Origin of the sequence: Sphingobium lignivorans, from assembly GCF_014203955.1 — a bacterium.
Lineage (GTDB): Bacteria > Pseudomonadota > Alphaproteobacteria > Sphingomonadales > Sphingomonadaceae > Sphingobium > Sphingobium lignivorans.
Window position 1 is genome coordinate 3,078,690 of sequence record NZ_JACHKA010000001.1, and the last position, 22,773, is coordinate 3,101,462.

16 protein-coding genes are annotated in these 22,773 nt (G+C 65.1%); 6 read left to right on the plus strand and 10 right to left on the minus strand.

The features are described from left to right. Nucleotides 1–11: 11 nt before the first annotated feature. Nucleotides 12–530 (minus strand): DUF3237 domain-containing protein, encoded by a 519-nt coding sequence (locus HNP60_RS14160; RefSeq protein ID WP_184046994.1) that lies wholly within the window; start codon nucleotides 528–530, stop codon nucleotides 12–14. A gap of 243 nt (nucleotides 531–773) precedes the next feature. On the opposite strand from HNP60_RS14160, the gene HNP60_RS14165 reads away from it, so the two are divergent. Then, nucleotides 774–2,186, plus strand: coding sequence for a FadR/GntR family transcriptional regulator (locus HNP60_RS14165; protein ID WP_184154980.1), 1,413 nt, complete (start codon nucleotides 774–776; stop codon nucleotides 2,184–2,186). Between the two features lie 36 nt (nucleotides 2,187–2,222). On the opposite strand, the gene HNP60_RS14170 is transcribed toward HNP60_RS14165, so the two are convergent. From HNP60_RS14170 to HNP60_RS14180, 3 genes are all read right to left on the minus strand, one after another. After that, nucleotides 2,223–3,629: a spinster family MFS transporter gene (locus HNP60_RS14170; RefSeq protein ID WP_184154983.1), complete on the minus strand. Its 1,407-nt coding sequence runs from the start codon at nucleotides 3,627–3,629 to the stop codon at nucleotides 2,223–2,225. A 96-nt stretch (nucleotides 3,630–3,725) separates the two neighbouring features. Beyond that, complete coding sequence (locus tag HNP60_RS14175) at nucleotides 3,726–4,445, minus strand: alpha/beta hydrolase (protein WP_184154986.1); 720 nt, start codon at nucleotides 4,443–4,445, stop codon at nucleotides 3,726–3,728. A gap of 163 nt (nucleotides 4,446–4,608) precedes the next feature. Then, nucleotides 4,609–5,805, minus strand: coding sequence for an LLM class flavin-dependent oxidoreductase (locus HNP60_RS14180; protein WP_184154989.1), 1,197 nt, complete (start codon nucleotides 5,803–5,805; stop codon nucleotides 4,609–4,611). A gap of 82 nt (nucleotides 5,806–5,887) precedes the next feature. Here HNP60_RS14180 and HNP60_RS14185 point away from each other — a divergent pair, with 82 nt between their 5' ends. Next, complete coding sequence (locus HNP60_RS14185; protein ID WP_184154992.1) at nucleotides 5,888–6,199, plus strand: YciI family protein; 312 nt, start codon at nucleotides 5,888–5,890, stop codon at nucleotides 6,197–6,199. A 44-nt stretch (nucleotides 6,200–6,243) separates the two neighbouring features. Here the strand turns inward: HNP60_RS14185 and HNP60_RS14190 are convergent, their stop codons facing one another. The 3 genes from HNP60_RS14190 to HNP60_RS14200 all read right to left on the minus strand — a co-directional run bounded on the left by HNP60_RS14190 (nucleotide 6,244) and on the right by HNP60_RS14200 (nucleotide 11,696). Continuing rightward, the gene (locus HNP60_RS14190) at nucleotides 6,244–7,053 is read right to left on the minus strand and encodes a CmcJ/NvfI family oxidoreductase (protein ID WP_184154995.1); all 810 of its coding nucleotides are present in this window, start codon (nucleotides 7,051–7,053) and stop codon (nucleotides 6,244–6,246) included. 181 nt (nucleotides 7,054–7,234) lie between these two features. Further along, nucleotides 7,235–8,647, minus strand: a complete 1,413-nt coding sequence (locus tag HNP60_RS14195) for an MFS transporter (RefSeq protein ID WP_184154998.1) — start codon at nucleotides 8,645–8,647, stop codon at nucleotides 7,235–7,237. Nucleotides 8,648–8,741: 94 nt separating this feature from the next. Then, on the minus strand, nucleotides 8,742–11,696 hold the full coding sequence (locus HNP60_RS14200) for a TonB-dependent receptor domain-containing protein (protein WP_184155002.1): 2,955 nt from the start codon (nucleotides 11,694–11,696) through the stop codon (nucleotides 8,742–8,744). 455 nt (nucleotides 11,697–12,151) lie between these two features. Here HNP60_RS14200 and HNP60_RS14205 point away from each other — a divergent pair, with 455 nt between their 5' ends. Next, nucleotides 12,152–13,027 (plus strand): TauD/TfdA dioxygenase family protein, encoded by an 876-nt coding sequence (locus tag HNP60_RS14205; protein ID WP_184155005.1) that lies wholly within the window; start codon nucleotides 12,152–12,154, stop codon nucleotides 13,025–13,027. Nucleotides 13,028–13,103: 76 nt separating this feature from the next. Here the strand turns inward: HNP60_RS14205 and HNP60_RS14210 are convergent, their stop codons facing one another. From HNP60_RS14210 to HNP60_RS14220, 3 genes are read right to left on the minus strand one after another with little or no spacing between them, the layout of a single operon-like run. After that, on the minus strand, nucleotides 13,104–14,087 hold the full coding sequence (locus tag HNP60_RS14210) for a phospholipase C/P1 nuclease family protein (RefSeq protein ID WP_184155008.1): 984 nt from the start codon (nucleotides 14,085–14,087) through the stop codon (nucleotides 13,104–13,106). A gap of 14 nt (nucleotides 14,088–14,101) precedes the next feature. Further along, nucleotides 14,102–15,223, minus strand: coding sequence for a YdcF family protein (locus tag HNP60_RS14215; RefSeq protein ID WP_260394903.1), 1,122 nt, complete (start codon nucleotides 15,221–15,223; stop codon nucleotides 14,102–14,104). Between the two features lie 50 nt (nucleotides 15,224–15,273). After that, nucleotides 15,274–17,748, minus strand: a complete 2,475-nt coding sequence (locus HNP60_RS14220; RefSeq protein ID WP_184155014.1) for a TonB-dependent receptor — start codon at nucleotides 17,746–17,748, stop codon at nucleotides 15,274–15,276. Between the two features lie 322 nt (nucleotides 17,749–18,070). Here HNP60_RS14220 and HNP60_RS14225 point away from each other — a divergent pair, with 322 nt between their 5' ends. From HNP60_RS14225 to HNP60_RS14235, 3 genes are all read left to right on the plus strand, one after another. Beyond that, the gene (locus HNP60_RS14225; protein WP_184155017.1) at nucleotides 18,071–18,547 is read left to right on the plus strand and encodes an RNA polymerase sigma factor; all 477 of its coding nucleotides are present in this window, start codon (nucleotides 18,071–18,073) and stop codon (nucleotides 18,545–18,547) included. Further along, nucleotides 18,544–19,560 (plus strand): FecR family protein, encoded by a 1,017-nt coding sequence (locus HNP60_RS14230; protein WP_184155020.1) that lies wholly within the window; start codon nucleotides 18,544–18,546, stop codon nucleotides 19,558–19,560. The genes HNP60_RS14225 and HNP60_RS14230 overlap by 4 nt, the downstream gene beginning before the upstream one ends. A gap of 72 nt (nucleotides 19,561–19,632) precedes the next feature. Continuing rightward, complete coding sequence (locus HNP60_RS14235) at nucleotides 19,633–22,767, plus strand: TonB-dependent receptor domain-containing protein (protein WP_184155023.1); 3,135 nt, start codon at nucleotides 19,633–19,635, stop codon at nucleotides 22,765–22,767. Nucleotides 22,768–22,773: the final 6 nt, after the last annotated feature.

Sequence of the window (22,773 nt, forward strand, 5' to 3'; positions counted from 1 at the left end):
CGCGAGACGGATCAGATCGCCTTGTAGAAGCGGATCCGGACCGCCGGCTCGCCCTTCGGCCCGGTCGCTCTCTCCAGCGTTCCGATGAAGGCGGTCCGGTTGAGCCACGCATATTTGCCCAGCGGCGCCTCGAAGCGGGGCGATGTGCGCGCGGGAACGGGTGCCTCGCCTGCCTTCGGCGGGCAGAGCGCACCGGTGTTGACGACATTGATGATCACGCCGTCATCCGTCCTGAGCATATAGTCGGCCTTGACGTCGATGCAGCCATCCGCGCGGACGAGCTGCCAGTCCCAGCCACCCGGGACGATCGTTCCCTTGATGCCCGGCCCCTCGAACGTGCCGCCCGTGATGGGGATGATGTTGCGCCGACCATAAGGCGTCTCACCCGGCGCCATCGCCTCGCCAAGCAGGACGATCTCCTCGAAAGCAAATTCGAGACGCGGCGCCGGCGCCTCCGGTGCCTGCGCCTGTAGTAGCTGTGCCTGTGCCGCCAACAGCCCCGCCATGACCGTGAAAACCGCCTTCCGCATCCACTCTCTCTCCCGGATCATATGTTCAGGGCGTACCTCGCTTGCTTCACCAGTTGAGGACAAGCACGGCTCGGGCCGACGCTGGCAGAAACGGAAAGGCGCACGAAACCCGCATAAGCATTGCACGCTGTTCCGGACAAAAATAGTGCCCACAATGCCGGCAGAAAATATACCTGCGGCCCATGATCTTTCCTGTTGCATCGCGCGATCCTTAGGGCTCCATAGTGCAATGGAGAGGTCCGCATGAGCGTCGCTGAACGCATCTACACTGCCTCGACCCGGGAAGATGAGAGCCCGTCTCGGCTGGCCGAACAACTCGCCCGACAGATCGAGGATGACATCGCCTGGCAGCGGCTGACGGCCGGCGAGGCGCTGGGATCCCTGCGGGACCTTTCGGATCGCTATTCGGTGGGCCGCGCGGTGATCCGGGAAGCCGTCGGGCTGCTGGAACGCCGGGGCCTTGGCAGCCTGCGTCCGGGCCCCTGCGGTGGCTTCATCGTCAAGAAGCCGCTGGCACAATCGATCGGCGAGGAGATCGCGGATTATTTCCGCACGGCCGACATCACGCTTGCCCATCTTCTCGACGCGCGGGAAGCGGTGGACCAGATGATCGCGAGGCTGGCAGCGCTGGCGCGGCCGCCCCTGCCCAGGCTCGTGCGCCTGGAGGCGGCAGTTCGCACGCCCGGTCTCGGCGGCCATCTGGCGCTCCGCAACGAGCTTGCGCGACTGACGGGCGAGCCCGTGGTGATGCTGCTCATCAAATGCCTCAACAGTCTCACGCTCGACTTCGCCATGGACGGGGCGGCGCCCGGCGACCAGCCGCGAATCGCGATCGCGGCGATGCGCGAGGCGCTTGCGAGCGGCGACACCGAGATGGCCGTTCAGGAAGCAGACCGGCTGCATGAAGAACTGACGCGCTATCTGCATCCCCAGAAGGCGTCACAGGATATCCGCCCCATCGAGAGTGCCCGTCTTGCGGACGAACGCACCCTCGCCGTCTCGGTCGCGCGCAAGCTCGCGGTGGAGATCGCGCGCAGCGGCACGACCGGCCAGCGGCTGGGCTCGGAATGGGACCTGTGCGAGCGCTTCAGCGTCAGCCGCCTCACGCTACGTCAGGCCATCCGCATATTGCAGGACAGCGGTCTCGTCGAATGCCGCAGGGGTCGCGGCAATGGCCTCGTCGTGCGCAACCGTCGCGGCACCGGGACGATCCGGCTGATGCTGGCCTATCTCATCGGCCAGCAGATGGACGTGAGAGCCGCCGGCACGATCCTGTTCCAGCTCAACTGCTTCATGCCCGCGCTGGCTGTGAGCCGCGCGGACCGCGAACAGCGTCGCGCGCTGGAACGGCTGATCTCCAGGCTGGAGGAAAGCGACACGCTCGAGCGTTATGATCTGCTCAGCCTCGTCCATTGCGTGTCCCAGCTGGCGCAGAGCCCGATCATCGATCTCTTTTCGCGCTGTCTCGCGGCTTATGAGGCGCGTTTCCATCCCTCCCTGGCCGAGCGCCTTCCTGTCGGCCTCCAGGCAAGCTATTTCCGCCTCGTCCGGCAGTTGCTGAACGGAACCTCCGCCGATGGCCATACGGAGCTCGAATGGGCGAAAGCGCGATCGGCGCATGTCATGCTCGAGATGAGCCGCAGCCGTCCGATCTGAGCGGCGTCATTCAGTCACGACAACGCGCATGGGCAATCAGCGGGGGGATCGGTCCTCGACGCCGGGGCGCAGCTCGGGGACGTAGAGATCCTTCCTCAGCGAGCGGGCCGCCAGCACATAATGAAGCGCTGCCCAGAAGAAAACCGCGAGCATGGCGATGAGCGCATAGCGCAGGCCCTGCATGGAGGCGGCCTGGCAGAGCTGGTCGAGCCCGGGCGCGGCGCCTTGCGCGGCCCGGCCGCCGGGGCAGCGCGCGAGGAAATCTCCCTGCGCGAAGGCCCGGACCGCGAAGAAGTCGCTGGCGATGCCCAGCACGGTCGGGCCGAGGCCGGCGCCCAGCAATCCGCCCACCAGCGCCGTCAGCGCGGAGCTGGTGGCGCGCATGCGCGGACCGACCAGATTCTGCATGGTTGCCATCGTCGGGGCGAAATAAGTGATGAGGACGAAATTGGCGAGCCAGACGAAGGCGAGCGAGACCCCGAGCCGCGTGCTGGCGAATGCGCCGAAGTACAAGGGCGCGCACAGGACGAGCGCGGCTGCCGGCCCCCAGAGCGCCCAGCGCTTGTCCCGGCGCGACAGCCAGTCGAAGCCGAAGCCGCCGGCCAGCATCCCCAGGCCGTTGGACGTGAAAGCGACCATGCCGAAGATGGCGCCCAGCGTCGCGAGGGAGATGTCGAAACCGCGTAGGTAGAAGGGCAGGACGAAGTTGGCGACGGCGTTGAACGTGAAGCCTGCCACCGTCGTGCCGGCCAGCAGGTGAAGATAGGTCGGCTTCGAGACGAGATAGCGGACCACGGCCATGAGGCTGGGTGCCGGCTCCGTGGTAACCGAGCCCTCCGCCAGCCCGCGCGGCGGCTCCCGCAGCGTCAGCAGGACGAGCAAGGCGACCAGTACGCCAGGCACGCCCAGTGCGACGAACGCGGTGCGCCAGCCCCAGTTGCTCGCGATCCAACCGCCTGCCGCCTGCCCGACCAGAAAGCCGATGGGCGAGCCCAGCGTGACGATCGCCAGCACAGAGCCGCGCCGCGACGGCCTGAAGTGATCGGCAAGCATCGAGGATGTCGGCGGTTGGACGCCCGCCTCGCCGATGCCCACGCCGATGCGCCCGAGGAGCAGCGTCGTGAAGCTGGTCGCGAAGCCGCAGAGCGCAGTCATGATCGACCAGACCGCGACGCAGGCCGCGATGAGCCGCTTGCGGTTCACGCGCTCGGCCAGCAGCCCGAGCGGCACGCCGAGCACGGAATAGAGGATCGCGAAGCCCAGCCCCTGCAGGATGCCAAGATCCGTGTCGGTGAGATGCAGCTCCTCCTTGATGGGCTGCGCGAGCACCGCGAGGATCGCCCGATCCGCGAAGTTGAAGATGCTGACGAGCAGCAGGACGAAGACCAGCCAGCGCTTGTAACGCCGGGACAACAGGGGATGTTCGCTGGATGCCGTCGCCATTTTCGTCACGCCCTCACCTGTTCCTGCCCATGCTCATCGCCGGGGCACTCGGCTCGTCGCGGCCGATGCACCCTGCCCCTTTCCCCGCTGCGGAGGTCAGGGAATGGCCGACTCGATCATGTCCGCGCTTTCCTTCATGGCGACATGCTGGAGATCGTGCGTGTAGGGCATCTCCTCCACGCGCCAGCCCGGCCGCGCGCGGAGCTTTTCGGCCATCGGGCGGAACGTGTCGTTCTTGTAGCCGGTGGCGAGGACGTAGGTCTTCTGGGGAATGCGGTCGCGCGCGTCGGTCAGCCGCGCCTTCTCGCTGTAGCAATAGACGGACTGCGGCGTCCGCCGCTCCTCATAAGCGGCACGCGCCGCGGCATCCATGTGCGTGTTGAAGCCGACCAGGTCCGCGCGGGGCGGCGGGACGAGATAGTCGCCTTCCTCGGTCGGCAGATGCGGCTCGCCCGGGACAAGGTCGTTCAGGCTTTCGCCGTCCTCGGGATAGAAGGCATCCATGTACATGATCGACTGGATGACGCCTTCCGGCACGAGTTCGGTCGCCACGGACACCGGCATGCCGCCATAGGAATGGCCGACGAGCAGGATATTCTCGAGCCGCTCATATTTGATGACGTTGGCGATGTCCCGCGCATGCATCGAGAGATTCACGGCCGGGCTGTTCAGGTGCTCGCGCTCGCCAAGGCCGGTCAGCGTCGGCGTGAAGACGTGATGGCCGCGATCGATCAGGATGTCCGCCACGCCTCGCCAGCGCCAGCCGCCGACCCAGGCTCCATGGACGATGACGATCGTTGCGCGCTTGTCTGCCATTCCTAGCTTCCTCGTTCTGTTTTCTGATCCTGCGCTCACCCGGCGGGCGCATGACCTGCGTCAAATGAGCTTGCGAGCGAAAGATGCCGGATTCCGCATGCTGTCCGCGCTCGCCGTGAAATAGTGCCGCCAATTCCGGCCGGCCGTGCCAATGCCGCCCTCTTCATTCCGCCGCGATTTCCTCGGCATAGGGCACCATCGTGACCTGATGGGCCTGAAGGCGCGGAAGCACTTCGGCTCCGATCCGCCGGATCTGGTTGAGGAACATCTCCTGCGGCATGTGCCCGCGATTGCACACGAGCAGGACGTTGTTCGCCCCCGCCTCGTTGCATTCGGCGATGATGCGCTCGACGATCTCGTCGGCCGTGCCGATCGGCATGTGCTCGGCCGCCGCGCGGACCGTGTCCATCGTCCACTCGTTGAACACGGTGTCGTCCTGGGCAAGCGTGCCTTCCGCGCCGTTGCGCAGATGTTCGAACGCATTCGAGCTGTAATAGCCCTGCTTCTTCACATCCTTCTGGTAGACCTGATCGTAGCGCAGCAGCGTGTTGAACAGGTACATGAGATAAGGCCCATATTCCTCGATGGCCTGTTCCTTGGAATCGGCCACATAGCATTCGACCATGATGTTGATCCGGTCGGGCGTGACCTTCCGGCCGTGCTTCGCCTGGCAGCGCGCGAAATGGCGGATGGTATCCTCGCGCATGGGCCCCGGGAACACGCCGGGGGTGATCGCCGCGTCGTTTGCCGCCGCCCACTCGATCGTCTCGCGCGAGCCGGTGAGCGGCACCCAGATCGGCGGGTGCGGCTGCTGCACCGGACGCGGCCAGATCGAGACGTCCTTGTAATTGTAATGCTTGCCCTCGAAGGAGAAGCTGTCCTGGGTCCAGGCACGCCGCATCACTTCGAACGCTTCCTCGAAACGCTCGCGCGATTCGCTCATCGGCACGTTGAAGATGCGGTATTCGCGCGGCGCCCCGCGCGCCACGCCGGCGATGATCCGGCCGTTCGACAGGCAATCCAGCATCGCGAACTCCTCGGCAAGCCGGAGCGGCTCATGGATCGGCAGCAGGTTGGCGTAGATGAGGATCTTGAGCCGCTCGGTGCGCTGCGCAATCGAGGCCGCGATGAGATTGGGCGAATTGCCCATGCCGAAGGGCGTCCCGTGATGCTCGTTGATGGCGACGCCATCAAAGCCGTGCTTCTCCAGCTCAACCCAGGCATCGAGATGATTTTCGTAAGTTCTCACCGCGACATTGGGATCGAAATGAGCCCTCCCGAGACGCGGCATCTCTCCGTTTACACGGAACTTGTCGACACTCTCGCCATAAGCAAGCCAGTCAAAGACAAATACTTGCACATCAATTCTCCAAAATACCAACTTGATTATCAGGTTTACATACTGAATACTCTTCCGGTTCAAACCGGAGAGGCAAACAGACATGAAGAAGACTTTCGCCGCGATCGTGAAGCGCACCGAGGCCTGGGATCCGGGCCGGGAAGCCCATGAGCAGGACGGGTTCGAGCATCACGCCGCTTTCGTCGCGGGACTTGAGGCCGAGGGCTTCATCGCCATGGCCGGGCTCATGGAGGAAAGCAGCGACGTGCTGTTCATCTTCTTTGCCGACAGCGTGGCCGAGGTTCGCGAGCGCATGGCCCGGGATCCCTGGCAGCAGGATGGGCATGCCAAGCTGGTCCGCGTCGAGGAAGTGCAGTTCCGCATCGGCGCGCCGCAGCAGCCGGCCGGCGGCTAGCGCGGCGCCGGCCGGCCGCCCGGCATCGAGGCGCACCATGGCCATCACCGGTCGAAGATGGCGATGGTGCGAGCCTCGAAGCTCTCCCGCTTCGGCGCGCCCGGCGCCGAGGTCGGGTCGACGATGGCCGTGTGGCCCGACATCTTCCAGTCCGGGTCGGCCGTGTCGAACAGGCGGAAGACCAGCGCCTCATCGGGCTGCATGTCTGGATAATAATACCACTCGTGCCGCGGGTTGTAGGCCATGTTCAGGCCGCCGGGCGTGCTCTGGGTGACGGGCTCGTCGCTCTTGCCCAGCCGGACGAGCATGAAATCCTTCTTCTCGACGCTGCGGGCATCGCAGACCGCCAGCGGACTGTTCTGGACCGGCTTGACCCCGCGCCACACATTGATGTTGACTAGGCGCTTGCCCGCCAGTTCGGCGGCGCGGTCGGGCATCAGGCGGGCGACCCAGTCGCGCAGCGCGGCCTCGTTGAAATCGACATGTGCGCTGAGCGCCGGCCCGCCGCCGCGATCGGTCTCGCCGCCACGCAGGATGCCGAGGAAAGCGATCACTTCGTCGGCACCGGTCAGGTCGCGCACGAGCGCGCTGATCTGGGGATAATAGCGGGCCTTCACGTCCTCCGGATCGGCGAAGTTCACGTCCGTGGCGTGGGGAACCAGCGTGAAGCCATGCGTCTCGAAGGAGGTCTCGACCAGCCGTGCATTGCGCACCCGGGCATCATGGTCCTCCATCCCGAAGGAATATTGCCCGTTGGCCTCGATATAGCCGCCGTCCGCTGTCCGGTCGGAATATCGGACGAACGTGTCTATGTACGCCTGTTGCCGGGTCTCGTCGGTTACCGCACTCACCATCGGTCTTCTCTCCTGGCTCGCAGCCTGCACGCGGTTGCTGGTCCGTCCTGTTTCGCGCGGCTCGCTTCCGTCCGTTCACACTGGCGGGGGGACATCCCCGAAAATAGTGCCCACAATCCGCATGCTGCTCCGCTGGCCCGTGCCCGGAGACGGGCCGGCGCATGCGGATTGGCGAAACCCCTCAAACCGGGAGCCCCGCGGCCTTCATGGCCCGGATACGCACACCATAGGGCTTCATCCCCGACCAGTAAGTGATCGCGGAAAGCGGGAAGAGGATCGCCGCCGAAGTCGCGAGGGCGTAGCGGAGCAGCATGGGATCGCCCCAGACATGCTCGGTGAGAAAGGCCATGTAGGTCGGCCCGAGGCCGCCGCCGATCGCCGACATGGTGAAGAGATAGAGCGCCGTCATCTGCCCGCGCATCTCGTTGGGCGTCACGATCTGCATGGCGGCGTTCAGCGAGGGTGCCGCGAACAGCATGCATGCCGAACCAATGCCTCCCATGGCGAGCGCGAGCAAGGGGCTGGGCATCAGCGGCCCCAGGATCATGAACGGCGCGGAGAGCGAGAAGCCGATCGCCAGCACCCGCATGTTCGCATCGGCATGCCCGCGGTTGCGGAACCAGTCGCTGATCCAGATCGCGCCGAGCAGCGAAGGCACCGCCAGCGCGAGGCTCAGCAGGCCGGAATAGAGGCCCACCGTCGCGGGGGCCCAGCCATAGCTGCGCATATAGAAGACCGCGCCCCAGGCCGCCATGCCGAACATGTGCAGGGACGTGAAGCACAGGCCGAGGAAGATCGGGCCGTAGATGCGCCAGTGAAGAAGGAAATAGGCGAACACCTCCCGCAAGGTGGCCGCCCGGTGTGCGCTCTGTCCGGAAGATTGCGGCTGGACGAGGCTGAGGCCCCGGCGCTTCGGCTCGGCGATGCTGGCGACAAGCAGCGCGATCGGGATGCCGACCAGCCCGTTCAGGATGAAGACGAACTGCCAGTCACGCACCACGCCCAGAAGCGGCAAAGTGACGGTCGGCAACCCGTTGAGGATATGGATCATCAGCGCGCCCAGCAGCAGCGAAATCGCCGTGCCGCCCGTGAAGCCGACATTGTAGATGGCGATGGCGCGGGGAAGCTTCTCCGGTGGGAAATAGTCGGCCATCAGGGAGTAGGCCAGTGGCCCGTTGATCGATTCGCCCGCGCCGATGCCGAACCGCGCCGCGAAGAACTGCCAGAAATTCTGGGCGAAGCCGCACGCCGCCGTCGCGCCGCTCCACACGAGAACCGCGCCGGCCGTCAGCCATTTGCGATTGTGCCGGTCCACCAGCCGCGCCGCGGGAATGCCGATGACGACATAGAAAAGAACGGTGGAGAAGCCGAGCAGGTAGCTCATCTGCATGTCGGTGAGCCCGAGATCCCGCTTCACCGGCTCGACCAGCAGCGACATCACGCCGTTGTTGAGCTGCGCGCACATCTGGACGGCAGCGAGCACCCAGGCCGCGTAATAAGCCTGCCGCAACGGCGGCCAGGCAGGCTGCGCGCCGGGCGCCATCGCCGCTTCCGACAGGGGCGCGTGCGCACGCCCGGACTTGATTTCGTTCACGACAATGCTCCCGATTGCAGCGTGGCCCGGCGGAGAGAGGCTTGCCCCTCCCCGCCCTTGCGGTCGCCGGACAGCCGGCCCTGCGGCTGCCCGGTCAGAACTTCTTCCCGAGATGCACCTGGAACACGCGGCCAAGCGGGCTGCCATAGGTCGGATCGAAGCGGATGGCGCTGCCGGCAAGGCCGGCCTGGTTGACGACCAGCGGCGGATCGGTGTCGAACAGATTCTGGATGCTGAACGTGAGGTTGAGACCCTTGGCCGGCATCCAGCCGAGCGCATCGCCGGTATCCACGCCCAGCGTCAGGTCGAAGGTCGTGTAGGAGTCAATCTTGGCATAGCTCGCGGGGACGCCGATCGGCAGCTGCGCGGCATCGATTTCGTAGCCGTTCCGGTAGTTCACGAAGCCGTTGATAAACAGCCGGCCGAACCCGAAATTCTGCTGCCAGCCCACCGAGCCGCGGCCTTGCCAGGTCAGCGGGAAGCCGAGCTGATTGACTTCCTGGACGAGCGCCGCACCGGGGATCGGCGACACTTTCCAGTCCATCGTATAGCTTGCCACCGCGCCGAGGTTCCAGCTGCCGATACTGGAATCGAACGCATAGGAGACGTTGAAGTCGATGCCCTTGCCGAGCGTCTTGCCGGCGTTGATGCGGCGTCCGCTGACCAGCGCGAGCACCCTGTTGGCGGCCGTCGGCGGGCCGAACAGGCCGCCCCGCTCGCCGCCGCTATTGTAGCAGTTGATCATCGCATCGAAGAGCGCCTGTGTGTTCACGGCCTGGCCGAATGCGGCCGCGCAGGCCGGATTGCCCTGATCGATCGTCGGGAACTCCCCGAAGAAGGCGACCGGGTTGTCGGCCGCCAAAGTCGGGAAATAAGTAGGATTGTAGATGATCTGCGAGTTGTAGATCTGCTGGTTGATGGCCGGTACGGTGCCCACCGCGAAGGCGGGCGCACCCACCTGCCCTTCATAGCTCAGCCACCAGTATTTGGCGGAGACGATCAGGCCCGGAATGTTGCGCGGCGTCCATTCGGCACCCAGCGAATAGGTCTCCGAGGTCTCGGGCGACAGGTTCCGATTGGCACCGCCGATCGCCTGATAGATGGCGGCCATTCCCAGCGTCTGACAACCGGTGCAGATCGCGCTGGAGATCTGGTTGCCCATCACGGTGCCGGGGATGACGCCGGTCTGCGAGAAGGGATCGTTGTCCGCGAGGCCCGGCGCCCGGAAAGAGGTGCCCCAGCTGCCGAAGAGCTTCAATCCGTCCGTCGGCCACCAGTTGGCGCCGATCCGCGGATTGGAGGTCGATCCCGCGTCGCTATAGTCGTCGATGCGGCCCGAGATGTTGAGCTCCAGCCGATGAATGGCCGGCACGTTGGAATCCGGCCCCACGATCGGGATGAACAACTCGCCGAACACCGAGGAGACGGTGCGCTTGTTGAGATTGTTGCCGCCGAAATTATTCTGCACCAGCAGCGAGCCCTCGTAACGCTCATAGCCGACCGCGAGCTTCAGGTCGCCTCCGGGCAGCGTGAACAGCTTGCCGCTGGCGCTCGCCGCATAGACCTGCATGTCATGCTTGGCATAGTTTTCGAGCGATCGCCCACCGGCGAGAATGGCCTGCGCGGTGGCGGAGTCCGTGCAGGCAAAGGCCGTGGGATCGCAGAAGAAGTTGAAGGTCGCGAAGTTCGGTGCGGGCGCGCCGCCTGACTGCGTCGTGAGGGACGGCTCGTCATAGGTGCCGGCATAAGCCGAGACGATCAGCGACCAGTCATAAGGCAGGCTCAGCTCGGCGCCGCCGCCATAGCTCCATGTCTTCGTCGTCGCCGTGCGGCGCGGAGACCCGATGTCGTAGACCGTGCTGTAAGCGACGGCGAGGGAGCCGGTCTGGCAGGCCGCGAGCAGCTCGGCCGGGCCGGTCACGACCCCGCCAGGATAATGGCTCGGATTGCAGGGGCTGAACGGATTGCTGTTCGGGATGAGCGGCAATTGCCCGAAATTGGTGACGCGGTTGCTGGTCGAGGAGTTGGGCCCGTTAATGGCGACTTCCCGGCGCACGTAGAGCGCATCGCCGAACAGGCGGAGCCAGTCGGTCAGGCGCTGTTCGGCATTGAGCGCGAAACGATCCGCCTTGATCCGGGGAATGACCTCGATCCCGGTCCAGGTGTTGAAGTAGCGCGGGCTCGAGAGGAGATCGGCGAGCTTGATGGTCGTCCCATCCTGCCCGGCGGGAATGGCGTAATATCGCCCGTTCACGACCACGTTGCCCGGCGCCGCATAAAGCGAGGGCGGCGGCCCGCCATAAGGCGACAGATCGTCATTGTAGAGATCGGGCCGTGCCGATGCCTCGAACGAATCCTGGTAGCTATGCTGGTAGGAAGCGATGAAGCCGCCTTCCATGGCGCTGCCCTCGCCCCATTTGAGGCCACCGATGCCGGTGACGTACCAGCCTTGCTGACCGTCATTCTTCCGATAGCCGCCATAGACTTCGAGCGTCGTCTCGGGGCGCCGCAGGATGTAGTTGACCGTGCCCGCGATGGCGTCCGCGCCATACAGGGCCGATCCGCCGTCCTGCACCACGTCGATGCGCTGGATCATCTGCGAGGGGTAATTGTCCCCGTCGAACACGTTCATGTTCGCGCCTTCATAGGGCACGCGGTGGCTGTTCACGAGACTGAGCGTCGCGCCGGGGCCAAGCCCGCGGATGTTGGGCGACTTGCCGAAGGTGAAGGCCGTGAGCGTGTTGCCCTGCTGGGCCTGGCCGCCGGCGTAATTGTCGCCCGCGCCCAGGCGCAGGATGGACGGGACCGTGTTGAGCATGTCGGCCGTACTGGTCAGGCCCGTCCCCTGCATCTCCTCCTGGCCGAGCTGGACGAGCGAGGACCCGACCGGTGCGACACCCCCGATGCGCGTGCCGGTCACGATGATTGCCTGATCGACCTCTTCCTCCTGCGGCGCCACGGCGGCATCCCCGGAAGCTTGCTGCGCGAAGGCCGGGGCCGTGAGCGCAGAGGCGCCGCAGAGCAGCAAGCCCGCAAGGGTCCTGCTCAATGCGCCCGATTTCAGTTGGGTTGTACTGGTCATCCCGCTTCCCTCCCCTGTCGCGCGTGACATCCGGAACCAGCGCCGGCTTTCCTGGCGGCTTCTGGTGACGCGCTTCGTTCAGTTTCGCCGTCTTTGAGAACGACGCGGCAAGGGAAAATAGTGCCGTCAATTGCCGGTGGCAGGCAGGCGCGAAAAAGGGAGCGCTTTCGTCATCCGGGCTGGATGCGCGCCCGCGATGGTCGCGCCCGGCATCGATCCGCCATCCATTGCCCAGCGGGCGCCAGGGAGCAAAATGACGGCACTATTTTGTCCGGCCGGGAGGACCCACGGTCGCATGGAAGGCACGGAAACCGGTGCTGGAGAGGTGCATGATGGTGCGGCGTCCCACCGTGGATGCCTCCCCGAAGCCCGTTCCAGCCGTCCGGCGACCGGCGACAGGGACGAGGAACAAGGGCTCAGGCATGCAGATCAATCAACTCCATCCGCGCTTTGTCGGGGAGATCATCGGCCTCGACACATCCGGGCCGATCACGCCGCAGATGGTCGAAGCGGTCGAAGCGGCCATGGCGAAATATGCAGTGTGCGTGATCCGCGACGCGAGCCTTGCGGACGAGGATCATATCCGGTTCAGCCGGGCCTTCGGCCCTCTCGAGCTGCCCCCGGCCGGCGGCAAGCGCATCGCGCCGGAACTCTATGACATCGGCAATCTCGATCCGGACGGCGAGATCATTCCGCCCAAGCCGGAAGGTGCGCAGCCGACAGACTTCGAGCTGTTCCATACCGACAGCCCGTTCAACGACCTGCCGACCAAATGGTCGCTGCTGCTGGCCTATGTCACGCCGCCGGTCGGCGCGAACACGGAATATATCGACACGCGCGCGGTCTACGAGGACTTGCCGCAGGAGACGAAGGACCGGATCGAAAACCTGTCCGTCGAGCACGACCTGTTCCGGGCCCTGCAGCGCAATGGCGTCCAGTTCGGCGACGATGCGATGAAGAAAGCCTATCCGCGCATGGCTCATCCGCTGGTCCGGAGCTCGGCAAGCGGCCGCAAGGCGCTCTACATGGGCTGGCATGGCGTGGGCATCGTGGGATGGAGCGACGAGGACGGGCTCAGGCTGCTCGACGAGCTCTATGCCTTCGCCACGCAGGAGAAATATATCTACTCCCACCAGTGGCGCCCCGGCGACATGGTGATCTGGGACAATCGCTGCACGATGCACAGCGCCACCTCGTTCGAGCGCTACCGCTACAAGCGCGACATGCGGCGTACCACCATCAACGAGTCCGGCCCGGAAGTATCCGCCATCGCCGCCATGCGCGAGGCGGCGGACTGAGCGGCCGCCCGGCCCCCTGGGTGCCATTGCCAAAGCCCGCGTTCGAAGCCGCGCTTGTGGAAATCGGCACCCCCGCCTAGTCAGGCGCCGAACCGGTCTCGGGGTTGAACTTCGGATTGGCGAAGTCGATCGGCGAAGGCTCCACCCTGGCGGGCGGCAAGGCGCTCTCGGCCCAGGCGCGGCAGAGCATGTCGCGCAGCATCGTCGCGCCGGCCGCGGTGCGCTCGTAGATCATCTCGCGAACGTCCTTGTCGGCGAAATTGGCGAAACCATCGCGCCTCTCGAGGGCGAAGACGTCGCCCACCTTGTCGCCCGAATGGTCGAGATAGGCGAGCACCGCATCGAACATGTCGCCGTCCGTGCGGCCGGGCTTGCCGATGCGCGGCGCGATGTCGGCCACGGTCAGTCCCATGGCGTCGACGAACCGGCTCTCGAAGCGCCCGTGGACGCTGCGGTCGGTGGTGTAGCCATGGGGATTGGGGCCGCGCCAGCCATCGCTGCTGACCGAATTATGCATCGGATTGGCGCCATCGCCGATATAGTGGCCCAGCCGGATCACGTCGAACGCGCAATTCTGCTCGGCGACCGACGCATCCCTCCCTTCCGCATTCGCGGCGCGGACATGACGCATGCAGACGACGATGCGGTCATAGGCTTCGATCGCGGCATAAGGGAGCGTGCCGGTCCAGCGCACATTGGTCCGTGCGGCGGTCTCCGGGTCGCTGTCCTTGATCTTCTCATAGTGCTTGTACACCGCGATCACGAACTCGTAGCGCGAGCGGGGGATCGGCTTCAGGAACGTGAACTGCTCGCGGAACCAGCCATGATTGGGGTCTTCCTCGATCTTCGAGAAATTCTCGGAATTGCCGCGCCAGCTGTCCGGCAGCAGGGAAGCGGCGCCGATATAGTCCTCATATTTGCGCAGGAAGACGGGGCCATCCTCGGGAATGGCTTCGATCGCGGCGCGATCGATGACGGTGTGCGCGGTGCCGCCCCAGGCCCTGGCGACGCCCGGCATGAGGGACAGCGCGGCAAGGGTGGCGAGAAGAAGTGGGCGCATGATTTCTCTCCGGATCAGGGATCGAGGGGGTCGCGCGGGTCCACCCGCGCGGACAGGGGCGAGGGACGGAATTCCAGCTCCGTGGGCGAGAGGCGACGACCGACCGTCCCCGGCTGGTAGCCAAGCTCGCGCGCGTTGCGCGTCACGAATTGCGGGCTCTCGATTGCCGCGCTCTGGCCGGGATTGCAGACGATCAGCGCGTCCTTTGCCAGCGGCGCGCCCATCGCCATGAGCAGGCGCGTGGCATTGCGCAGATTGGTGGTGGTGTGGCGCGCATAAGGCTCGATGACGATGGCATCGGCGGGAATGCCGTATCGTTCGATGAGAGCGCGGCGCATCTCCTCGGCCTCGGTGAAGCGGGTGGCGCGGGGATGGGCCCGCCCCCCGGAAACGATGAGGAAAGGCACGTCGCCCGCGGCGAAACGCTGCGCCGCGAGGCGAAGATGATATTTGCCGAAGGGGCTGAGCGGCATCCCCTCGACCTCAGGGCCGACGCCAGTGACGATCATCGCACTATAGCGGAAACGCGTCCAATCGAGGCTCTTCGCGCGCTTCATCGCGGGAGCGTTGAGGCCGCTCTGCAGAGGCTCGAAGCCGATCGCGTCAATGCGGTCGCTTCCGTCGAGCAGGGCGAGCGCGAACTCCACGCTGGGATCGAGCGCCTGCACGGAGCCGGCCCGTCCGGTCTGCGACAGCCACGCCGCAGCCTGAAGACGCGCGCGGCTTTCCTGCGGGTCGATGGTGCCCGCACCGTCGATCTGCGGATAAGGCGGCACCTGGCCGAGACCATAAGTGCGCAGGATGATGTTGACGCCCGCGATCTCCCGCGCGGCCTGGGCGGCGGCGCCATCGTCCGCGCCCTTGCCCGGCATGGCGGCGGCGAGGATTTGCGCCTCGCCGTCGGTCCACAGCATCGCCTGCGTCACGCAGCCGAGATCGGCGCCGCAGGCCGCGCGCCTGTCCAGCCGGGCGCGCAGCATGGCGGCGACTCCCGGGCGGTCCTGCAGCGCATCCAGCGCCGCAGGATTGCGTTCCAGCGCGTCGAGCGAGGGAAACAGCCGCTGCGACAGGCTTTCCGTGACCGCGTCCCTTACGGTCTGCGCATGCGCGCAGACCGTCGTCAGGGAAAAAGCCATAGCGAGCAGCGGCACCATCAGCGGTGCCCTCCGCACGGGAGCCCCGGGCATTACCAGGACTTGCCGATGACGAGGCGGAAGTTACGCCCGAAGATCGGACGGCCGTAGATCGCCTCCGCGCTGCCCTGGCCGCTCAGCGAGTCGGTGCGGGTATTGCCTTCGGTCAGGCCATGCGCGTTGAACAGATTGTCGCCGACGACCTGCAACTGCCAGCTGCCATGCTTGACCGTCACGCCCGCACCGACGGTGCCGTAAGCGGGCAACGCGGTGTTGTTGTAGAGATCGACATAGCGTTTGCCCATGTAGGTGTAGCGACCATAGATCGAGACATCGGTGTCGCCCGTGGTGAAGTCGAAGCTCGGGCGGATGTTGCCGTAGATCTTCGGCTGGCGAACGATCTGGTTGCCCTCGGCCTGCTCCGGATCGGCGCCGGTGGCGCTCTCGAAGTTCTTGTACTTGGGGTCGCTGACCGTCAGCGCGGCATTCAGCGTGAACCAGGGCGTCACGCTCCAGGCGCCGTCGAACTCGATGCCCTTGACCTGCGCCTCGCCGATGAAGGGCACGTTCACGTCGTTGCGGCCCGTGGTTGGATCGAAGGCGAGGAACGAGGCGTTGAGCGGATCGAAGTTGGTGTAGAAGCCGGTCACATACAGGTAGGAACGGCCCATCGACAGCTTCAGGCCCGCCTCGAACTGGTCGGCGACCGTGGTGATGATCGTCGGGTTGATGCTCATCACGCTCTGCACGTTGGGCGGCGTCTCGAGGTGCGAGGCGCGGCCGTAGATCCCCACATGGCGGGAGAAGTCGTAGTTCGCGCCAACGGTCCAGTTGGTGACATTGGGCGAGAGCTTGCGGTTCTGGATCACCCCGGTGAAGGCGCGGGTCGTGTCGTCGGCCAGCGTGGTGGCATCGCCGAGATTGGCCTGCTCGGTCAGCGCGGCCCAGCCTTCGTAGCGGTAGCGCTCATGGCGGATGCCGCCGTCGATGCGCAGGCCGGGCACGATCTCCCAGGTATCGTTGGCATAGACCGCCCCCATCCGGGCATCGGCGTCGCCCTGGTTGAGCGTGGCGGCATAGTTCAGCACGCCCTTGTCGGTGACGCGGCCGACGACCTGCCCTGCCGCGTTGTAGCCCACCAGATCCAGCGTGCGGGGCTTGCCCGCCACTTCGATCAGATAGTTCTGGTACAGCGTGCGGCTGTCCTCGCCGTAGAGGCTGCCGTAGACGCCGAGCTTGATGTCATGCGTGCCGATGCCGGTGTCGAACTTCCGCGCGACGGACAAGTTCGCCTGACCGGAGTAGAAGTTCGAGTGGATGTCGCGATACTGGCCCTGCATCACCAGTCCGGACGCGGCATAGGGATCATAGACCGTGTTCGTGCCCGCCAGCACATAGCCGAAGCGCACGGCGCCGAACGGCGCGCCGCCGGTGCGGTTCAGATAGCCATTGGCAAAAGCGTTGCCGTCGACAGGATTGGTCGTCGAATAGAAGGCGGTGAAGTCGTTCTTGCCCTGCGTATAGCCCGCGGCGGCCGTGACGAGCCAGCCATCGAAGTCGCCTTCATAATGCGCCCCGACGTTCACCATCTGCAGGTGGCGGCCATCGGAGAGGTCGGAACTGCGGCTCTGGATCGCGCCGTTGCCGTCCCGATATTTGAGGTTCACGTGCCGGAAGGCAGGCGAGTTCATCGTGCCGGTGAAATAGTCGATATACGGGTCCAGCGACTTGCTGGGGTCGCGCGGGTCCGCCGTCGGGATCGGCAGATAGAAGACATTGTGATCGTTGACGTAATTGAAGTTCAGCTTGATGAACCCGTTGTCCGTCACATGCTTGATATTGGCGCGGATCTGGCCGCCCTTGTCGTTGGGGAACCCGTTGTCGCGATAGCCCTCATGGTAGCGCATGAACCCGCCGACAGCGTAGTAGGTGTTCTCCGCCAGCTTGCCCGCCTGATAGGCGTCGAGACGGTAGAGGCCGGTATCGCCCAGCGTGACCTGCACCTTGCCGCGTGCTTCCTCGCTGCCGGTCACGGTAATCGCGTTGATGATCGCGCCCGAGTAGCTCGCGTAGATGGGTGCCGGCCCGCCGCGCACGACCTCGACACGGCTGGTCATCAAGTCATGCTTGAGGATCGCGTCGCCGCGGAAGAACACGCCGTCATTCTCGTGGAAGAGCGGCAGCCCGTCCTGCTGGAAGCTCACGAAGCCGCCGTCATTGGGCAGGCCGCGGATGCGGTAGATATTCTGCACTTCACCGCCGGTGATCTCGGTCTGGAAGCCCGGAAGCTGGCCGATGAGATCCGCGAAGTTGACCGGCGCGATCTTCTCGACATCTTCCCGCGAAATCGTGTTGACCGCATAGGACACGTCGAAGCGGCGCTCGGCGCGGGTCGAGCCGGTGACGATGATGGCATCGCCGGTCGTCTCGTTCGCGTCTTCGGGCGCGGCATCCTGCGCGTAAGCAGGCACAAAGGGAGTGTTGAGCGCGGCAATAGCCACGCCCGCGGCGAGTACTGTCTTGAGCATGAAGACCCCTTATGGATTTCGTGGTCCCCTGGAAGGCGGGGACGGCGGCCCTCTGAACCTTTACTGTGACAGTTTTATGGAGTGCGCTGATAATGAATATGAATGTGTCTGCCGCCGCGCTCTCCCCGGCGGCCCGAACCACAGGATTCAGGCGGGTGAAATCTCGCGTTTCGGGCTGGAGCGGCGGCAGGTGACCGGGCATGGACACCGGAGCGCAGATTTTTTTGCCGCGCCGCTGAGGGGGCGGGCATAATCTGGCTCAAGGTTGGTCAGGCGTATCTCTCATGGAGCAGTGGTGGCGCGGGAAGGATCTTTGCAATCGATGCATAGCGCGCTCGTGGAGACCCACAGCCGCGCCCTGCGCCGCTATTTCATGAAGCGCGTGCCCATCGGCGAGGTCGACGATCTGGTCCAGGAAGTGCTGCTGAACCTGCAGGGCCGGCAGAAGGATGCGCCGATCGCGAATATCCAGGGCTATATGTTCACTGTCGCGGCGAACGTGCTGGCCCGGCGCTTCCGCCGGAACAATGCCACTATCCTCTCCGGTGACGAAGCGCCCGAACCGGTGGATCCGATTTCTCCCGAGCGCATTCTTCTGGGACAGCGCGACCTTGCCTCGGCTCTTGATGTCATTCGCAACCTGCCGGACCGCACGCGACAGATCTTCATCCTGCACCGCTTCGAGGAAATGACATATGCGCGGATCGCGTCGCGCCTGGGCATCTCCGTGAGCGCGGTCGAGAAGCACATCATGCTCGCCTTGCGGGCGCTGAACGCGCGGGCTGGAGACGAAGAATGACGTGGAGGCAGGTTCTTCGAAAGGAAGGCATGGAGCAGCCCGACGATGCCGCCAGCTGGCTGGCCCGCGCCCGCTCCGGAAAGATGACTGAGAGCGAGAGCCTGGATCTGGCCGGCTGGCTGGCCGATGATCGCAACAGGCGGGAATATGAGGCGCTGAATGCGCGACTGCAGGGGCTGGAAGCCCTGCGGTCCCATCCGGACATCCTCGCGATGCGAGAGGAAGCGCGCCGGCCCGCATGGTTCCGGCAGCCGCTCGCCATGGCCGCGGCCTCTGTCCTGATCCTGGGCTTGTCGGCGGGCGTCCTGTTCCTGTGGAACGCGCTTCCGGGCAGCAGCCGGGATGCGGGGGTCGTGACGGCCCTCTACGAAACGCCGGACGGAAAAACCTCGACCGTCATGTTGCCGGACGGGAGCCAGATGCTGCTGGACGCTGCGACGACGGTGCGGGCATCCATGCAGGAAGACAGCCGCCGGATCGAGCTGCTGAAAGGAAGAGCAAATTTCGTCGTCGCGCCGGACCGGCAACGTCCTTTCGCCGTGAAGGCCGGCGACAGGACGGTCGTCGCGCTGGGCACCCAGTTCGAAGTCAATCTGGCCGAACACAGCGTGGAAATCGTGCTGATGGAGGGACGCGTCGCCGTGCGCGATGCGGACAAGGGCCGACCGCATGCCCGTGACCTCGTGATGAAGCCGGGTTATCGGTTGGTCGCGGGTGACGGCAACTGGACGCTTTCACCCGTCGATCTGCGCAGCCTCTCGCGCTGGAAGGACGGCCTGCTGATTTTCGACGAAGCCCGTATCGGCGACATCGTGGTGGAGATGAACCGCTATCTGCCGGAGAAGATCGTCATCTCGTCGCCAGCCGTCGCTGACCGGCGGATGAGCGCCGTTCTCAGGGCAGGCGACGTCAACACATTCCTGTCCGCCATAGACGCGATCGGCATCGCCACATGGAGCCATGCCGCCGACCGGACCTATCGCTTGAGCGAAGCCGACCACAAAAAAATTTGAGGCGCGTGCTGAGGGGAATCCGTCCAGCTGCCTCGAAGACAAAACAAGGCAGAACAGACGGAGGGGATTCCAGTGGCATTTCTTGATTTCAACACGCGCGCCGCGCTCATGGTCGGCGTGGCGGCATGTGCCTGCATCGCGTCCGCCGCGCAGGCCAAGCCTGCCGATTTCGACATCCCGTCGCAGCCGCTCCCGTCCGCATTGCGGACCTTCGGGTTACAGAGCGGCACGTCGATCATCTTTTCCGCATCGACCACGGGCTATGGCGCTTCCAATCCCGTCCGTGGGCGGCTGGAGCCGGAAGAAGCCCTGAGGCGCCTGCTTGGCACGGCACCGCTGCAGCCGCTTCGGCGCGGTGAAGGCTTCACGATCGTCCGGGTGGAGCCGCGCCCAGCCGCTGCTCAGACCGCCCCCGCCAATACTGCGCCGGCACCCCGGCCGGCCGCTGAAGCCCCTGCCCCTGCCCCTGAAGCGCCGGATGCCGAAAGCGAGGCCATCGTCATCACCGGTTCGCGCATTGCCCGCTCGGGGTTCACGGCGCCCACGCCAGTGACGCAGCTCGGCAGCGAACGGCTGGAGCTGACAGCAGCGGCCAGCGTGGGTGAAGCGCTTTCCCAGCTGCCCGCCTTCCGCGCGACGACCTCGCCCACGACCGGCGGCATCACCATTGGCGCTGGCGGCGCGCGCACGGTCGATCTTCGCGGCCTCGGCGCGCAGCGTTCGCTGGTGCTGGTAGATGGCCGGCGCTTCGTGCCGAGCACCGTTGCCGGCGCTGTCGACACCAATCTCATCCCCGGCGTGCTCATCGAGCGCGTGGAACTGGTGACGGGCGGCGCGTCGGCCGCTTATGGCTCGGACGCCGTCGCCGGCGTGGTCAACTTCATCCTCAACAAGCGGCTGGAAGGTTTCCGCTTCAATGCACAGGCGGGCATTTCCCAGCGCGGCGAAGACAGCGACCAGCTGATCGCCGCAGCGGCGGGTTCCAGCTTCGCCGATGGCCGCGGTCATGTCGTGGTGGGCGGCGAGTATAACAACAATCGCGGCATGGGCGGTTGCTACGACTATTCGCTGTGCGCGCAGGAATGGCAGGTGCTCACCAACAGCGGCTTCGCCACGAACGGGCAGCCGGCCCGCATCATCAGCTCCGACGTCCACACCGCGACGCAGACCTATGCAGGCAAGATCAACGGGCCGACGCCGCTTGCCTCGATCCAGTTCGACGATGCCGGCAATCCCGTCCCCTTCGTCCGCGGCGAATATCCCTCGATTTTCATGCGGGGCGGCAGCGGCCATGGGCAGAACCCTTTCCGTTCGGCCGGTCTGCTCAAGGTGCCGGTCGAGCGCTACGCACTCTATGGCCGCACGGAATATGAGATGGGCGCGATCACGCCCTTCCTGGAAGTGTCTTATGGCCGCGTGAGGGTCACCACGCCGGGCGCACAGACCCGGGACACCGCGCTCATCATCCGCAGGGACAATCCCTACCTCCCCCAATCCATTGTCGACCAGATGACGCAACTCAATGCGCAGACACTGACATTCGGCCGCGTCGGACAGGATCTTGGCGTGGCCATGGGCGACAACCGGACCAGCACGTTCCGGGCCGTGGCCGGTTTTGACGCCAACCTCGGCAATGGCTGGCGGGCGGATGCTTATTATCAGTTCGGCCAGACGGATACGCGTCAGGTCGTCAGCAACAACCGCATCACGGCCAATTTCAATCGCGCACTCGACGCCGTGGACGAAGGGCGTTTCCTGACCGGCACAGCCAACGGCAACATCGTGTGCCGTGACACTCTCAGCGCCAATGCGGCCGTGCGTGATGCAGCAGCCGGGTGCCGGCCGCTCAATCTCTTCGGCCAGTATCGCTTCCTGCCCGAGGCGCGCGACTATGCCTTCGGCACCTCCACGCAGACCACCCGGTTCCAGCAGCATGTCGTTGCAGCGAACCTCACCGGCGAACTATTTGATTTCGGCTCGGGACCGGTGTCGATCGCGATCGGCGGCGAATATCGCAGCGAGCGGGTGCGCGGGTCGGCCGATGACATCTCGCGGACCAACGGCTTCTATATTTCAAATGCGTCGGACTTCGGGCCGGAAACGGTCAACGTCACGGAAGGCTATGTCGAGACGGTCGTACCGCTGCTGCGCCGCCTGCCCGGCGCGGAGCTCCTTGAGCTGAATGCGGCCATCCGGCGGACGCATTACAACACTAGCGGCGCCGTCACGACGTGGAAGGTGGGCGGCATCTACGAGCCCGTGGCCGGGCTGCGTATTCGCGGCACGCGGTCGCGAGACATTCGCGCGCCCAATGCGGCGGAGCTTTACACCCCGCTGGTCGCTGCCCAGGGCTCGGTCTTCGACCTGCAGAATACCGAGCAGGTGCTGGCGCGCGTGTTCCGGGGCGGCAATGATGCCCTCCATCCCGAAATTGCCGACACCTGGACGGCGGGCCTCGTCCTCCAGCCTCGCATGATCCCCGGCCTGCGCTTCTCGGTCGACTATTATGACATCAAGATCCGCGATGCGATCGATCTCGTCGGTGCGCAGGTCATCGCCGATCGCTGCTTCCAGGGCGGGGAATCCTATTGCGCGCTCATCACGCGTGATCCGGCCCGGAACAATATGATCACCGAGGTGGTCGACCAGTATCTCAACGTGAACGAAATCAAGACGAGAGGGATCGACTTCGAGCTCGATTTCTCGCGGCGGTTCGGCGCGGACAATCGCATTGCCATCAATCTGCTTGCCACCCGCGTGTTCGAGCTGGTGCAGGTCGACGCAACCGGTGCCATCAACCGCGCCGGTCAGACCGGACGTCAGGTCAGTGGCCCGCTCGGCGTGCCCGAATACACGCTGGATGGAACGCTCACTTACGAAAAGGGTTCGTTCGGCGTCACCCTGCTGGGCCATTACATCCCCAAGGGCAGCTATGATGCCGGCCTGATCGGCCCTGATGATCCGGACTACAAGACCACCCTGGCAAACAGCATCAATGACAATGTCGTCGACGACATGCTCACCTTCAATCTGTCGGTCCGCTACACCATCGAGAGAACGGGCGGCGCGACCATGCAGATCTACGCGGCCGTCAATAACCTGTTCGATGTCGATCCGCCGATCGCGCCGGGCAACTCCGTGACCAACCCTGTTTTCTTCGATCAGACCGGGCGCACCTATCGCGCCGGCGTTCGCGTGAAATTCTAAGAGGAG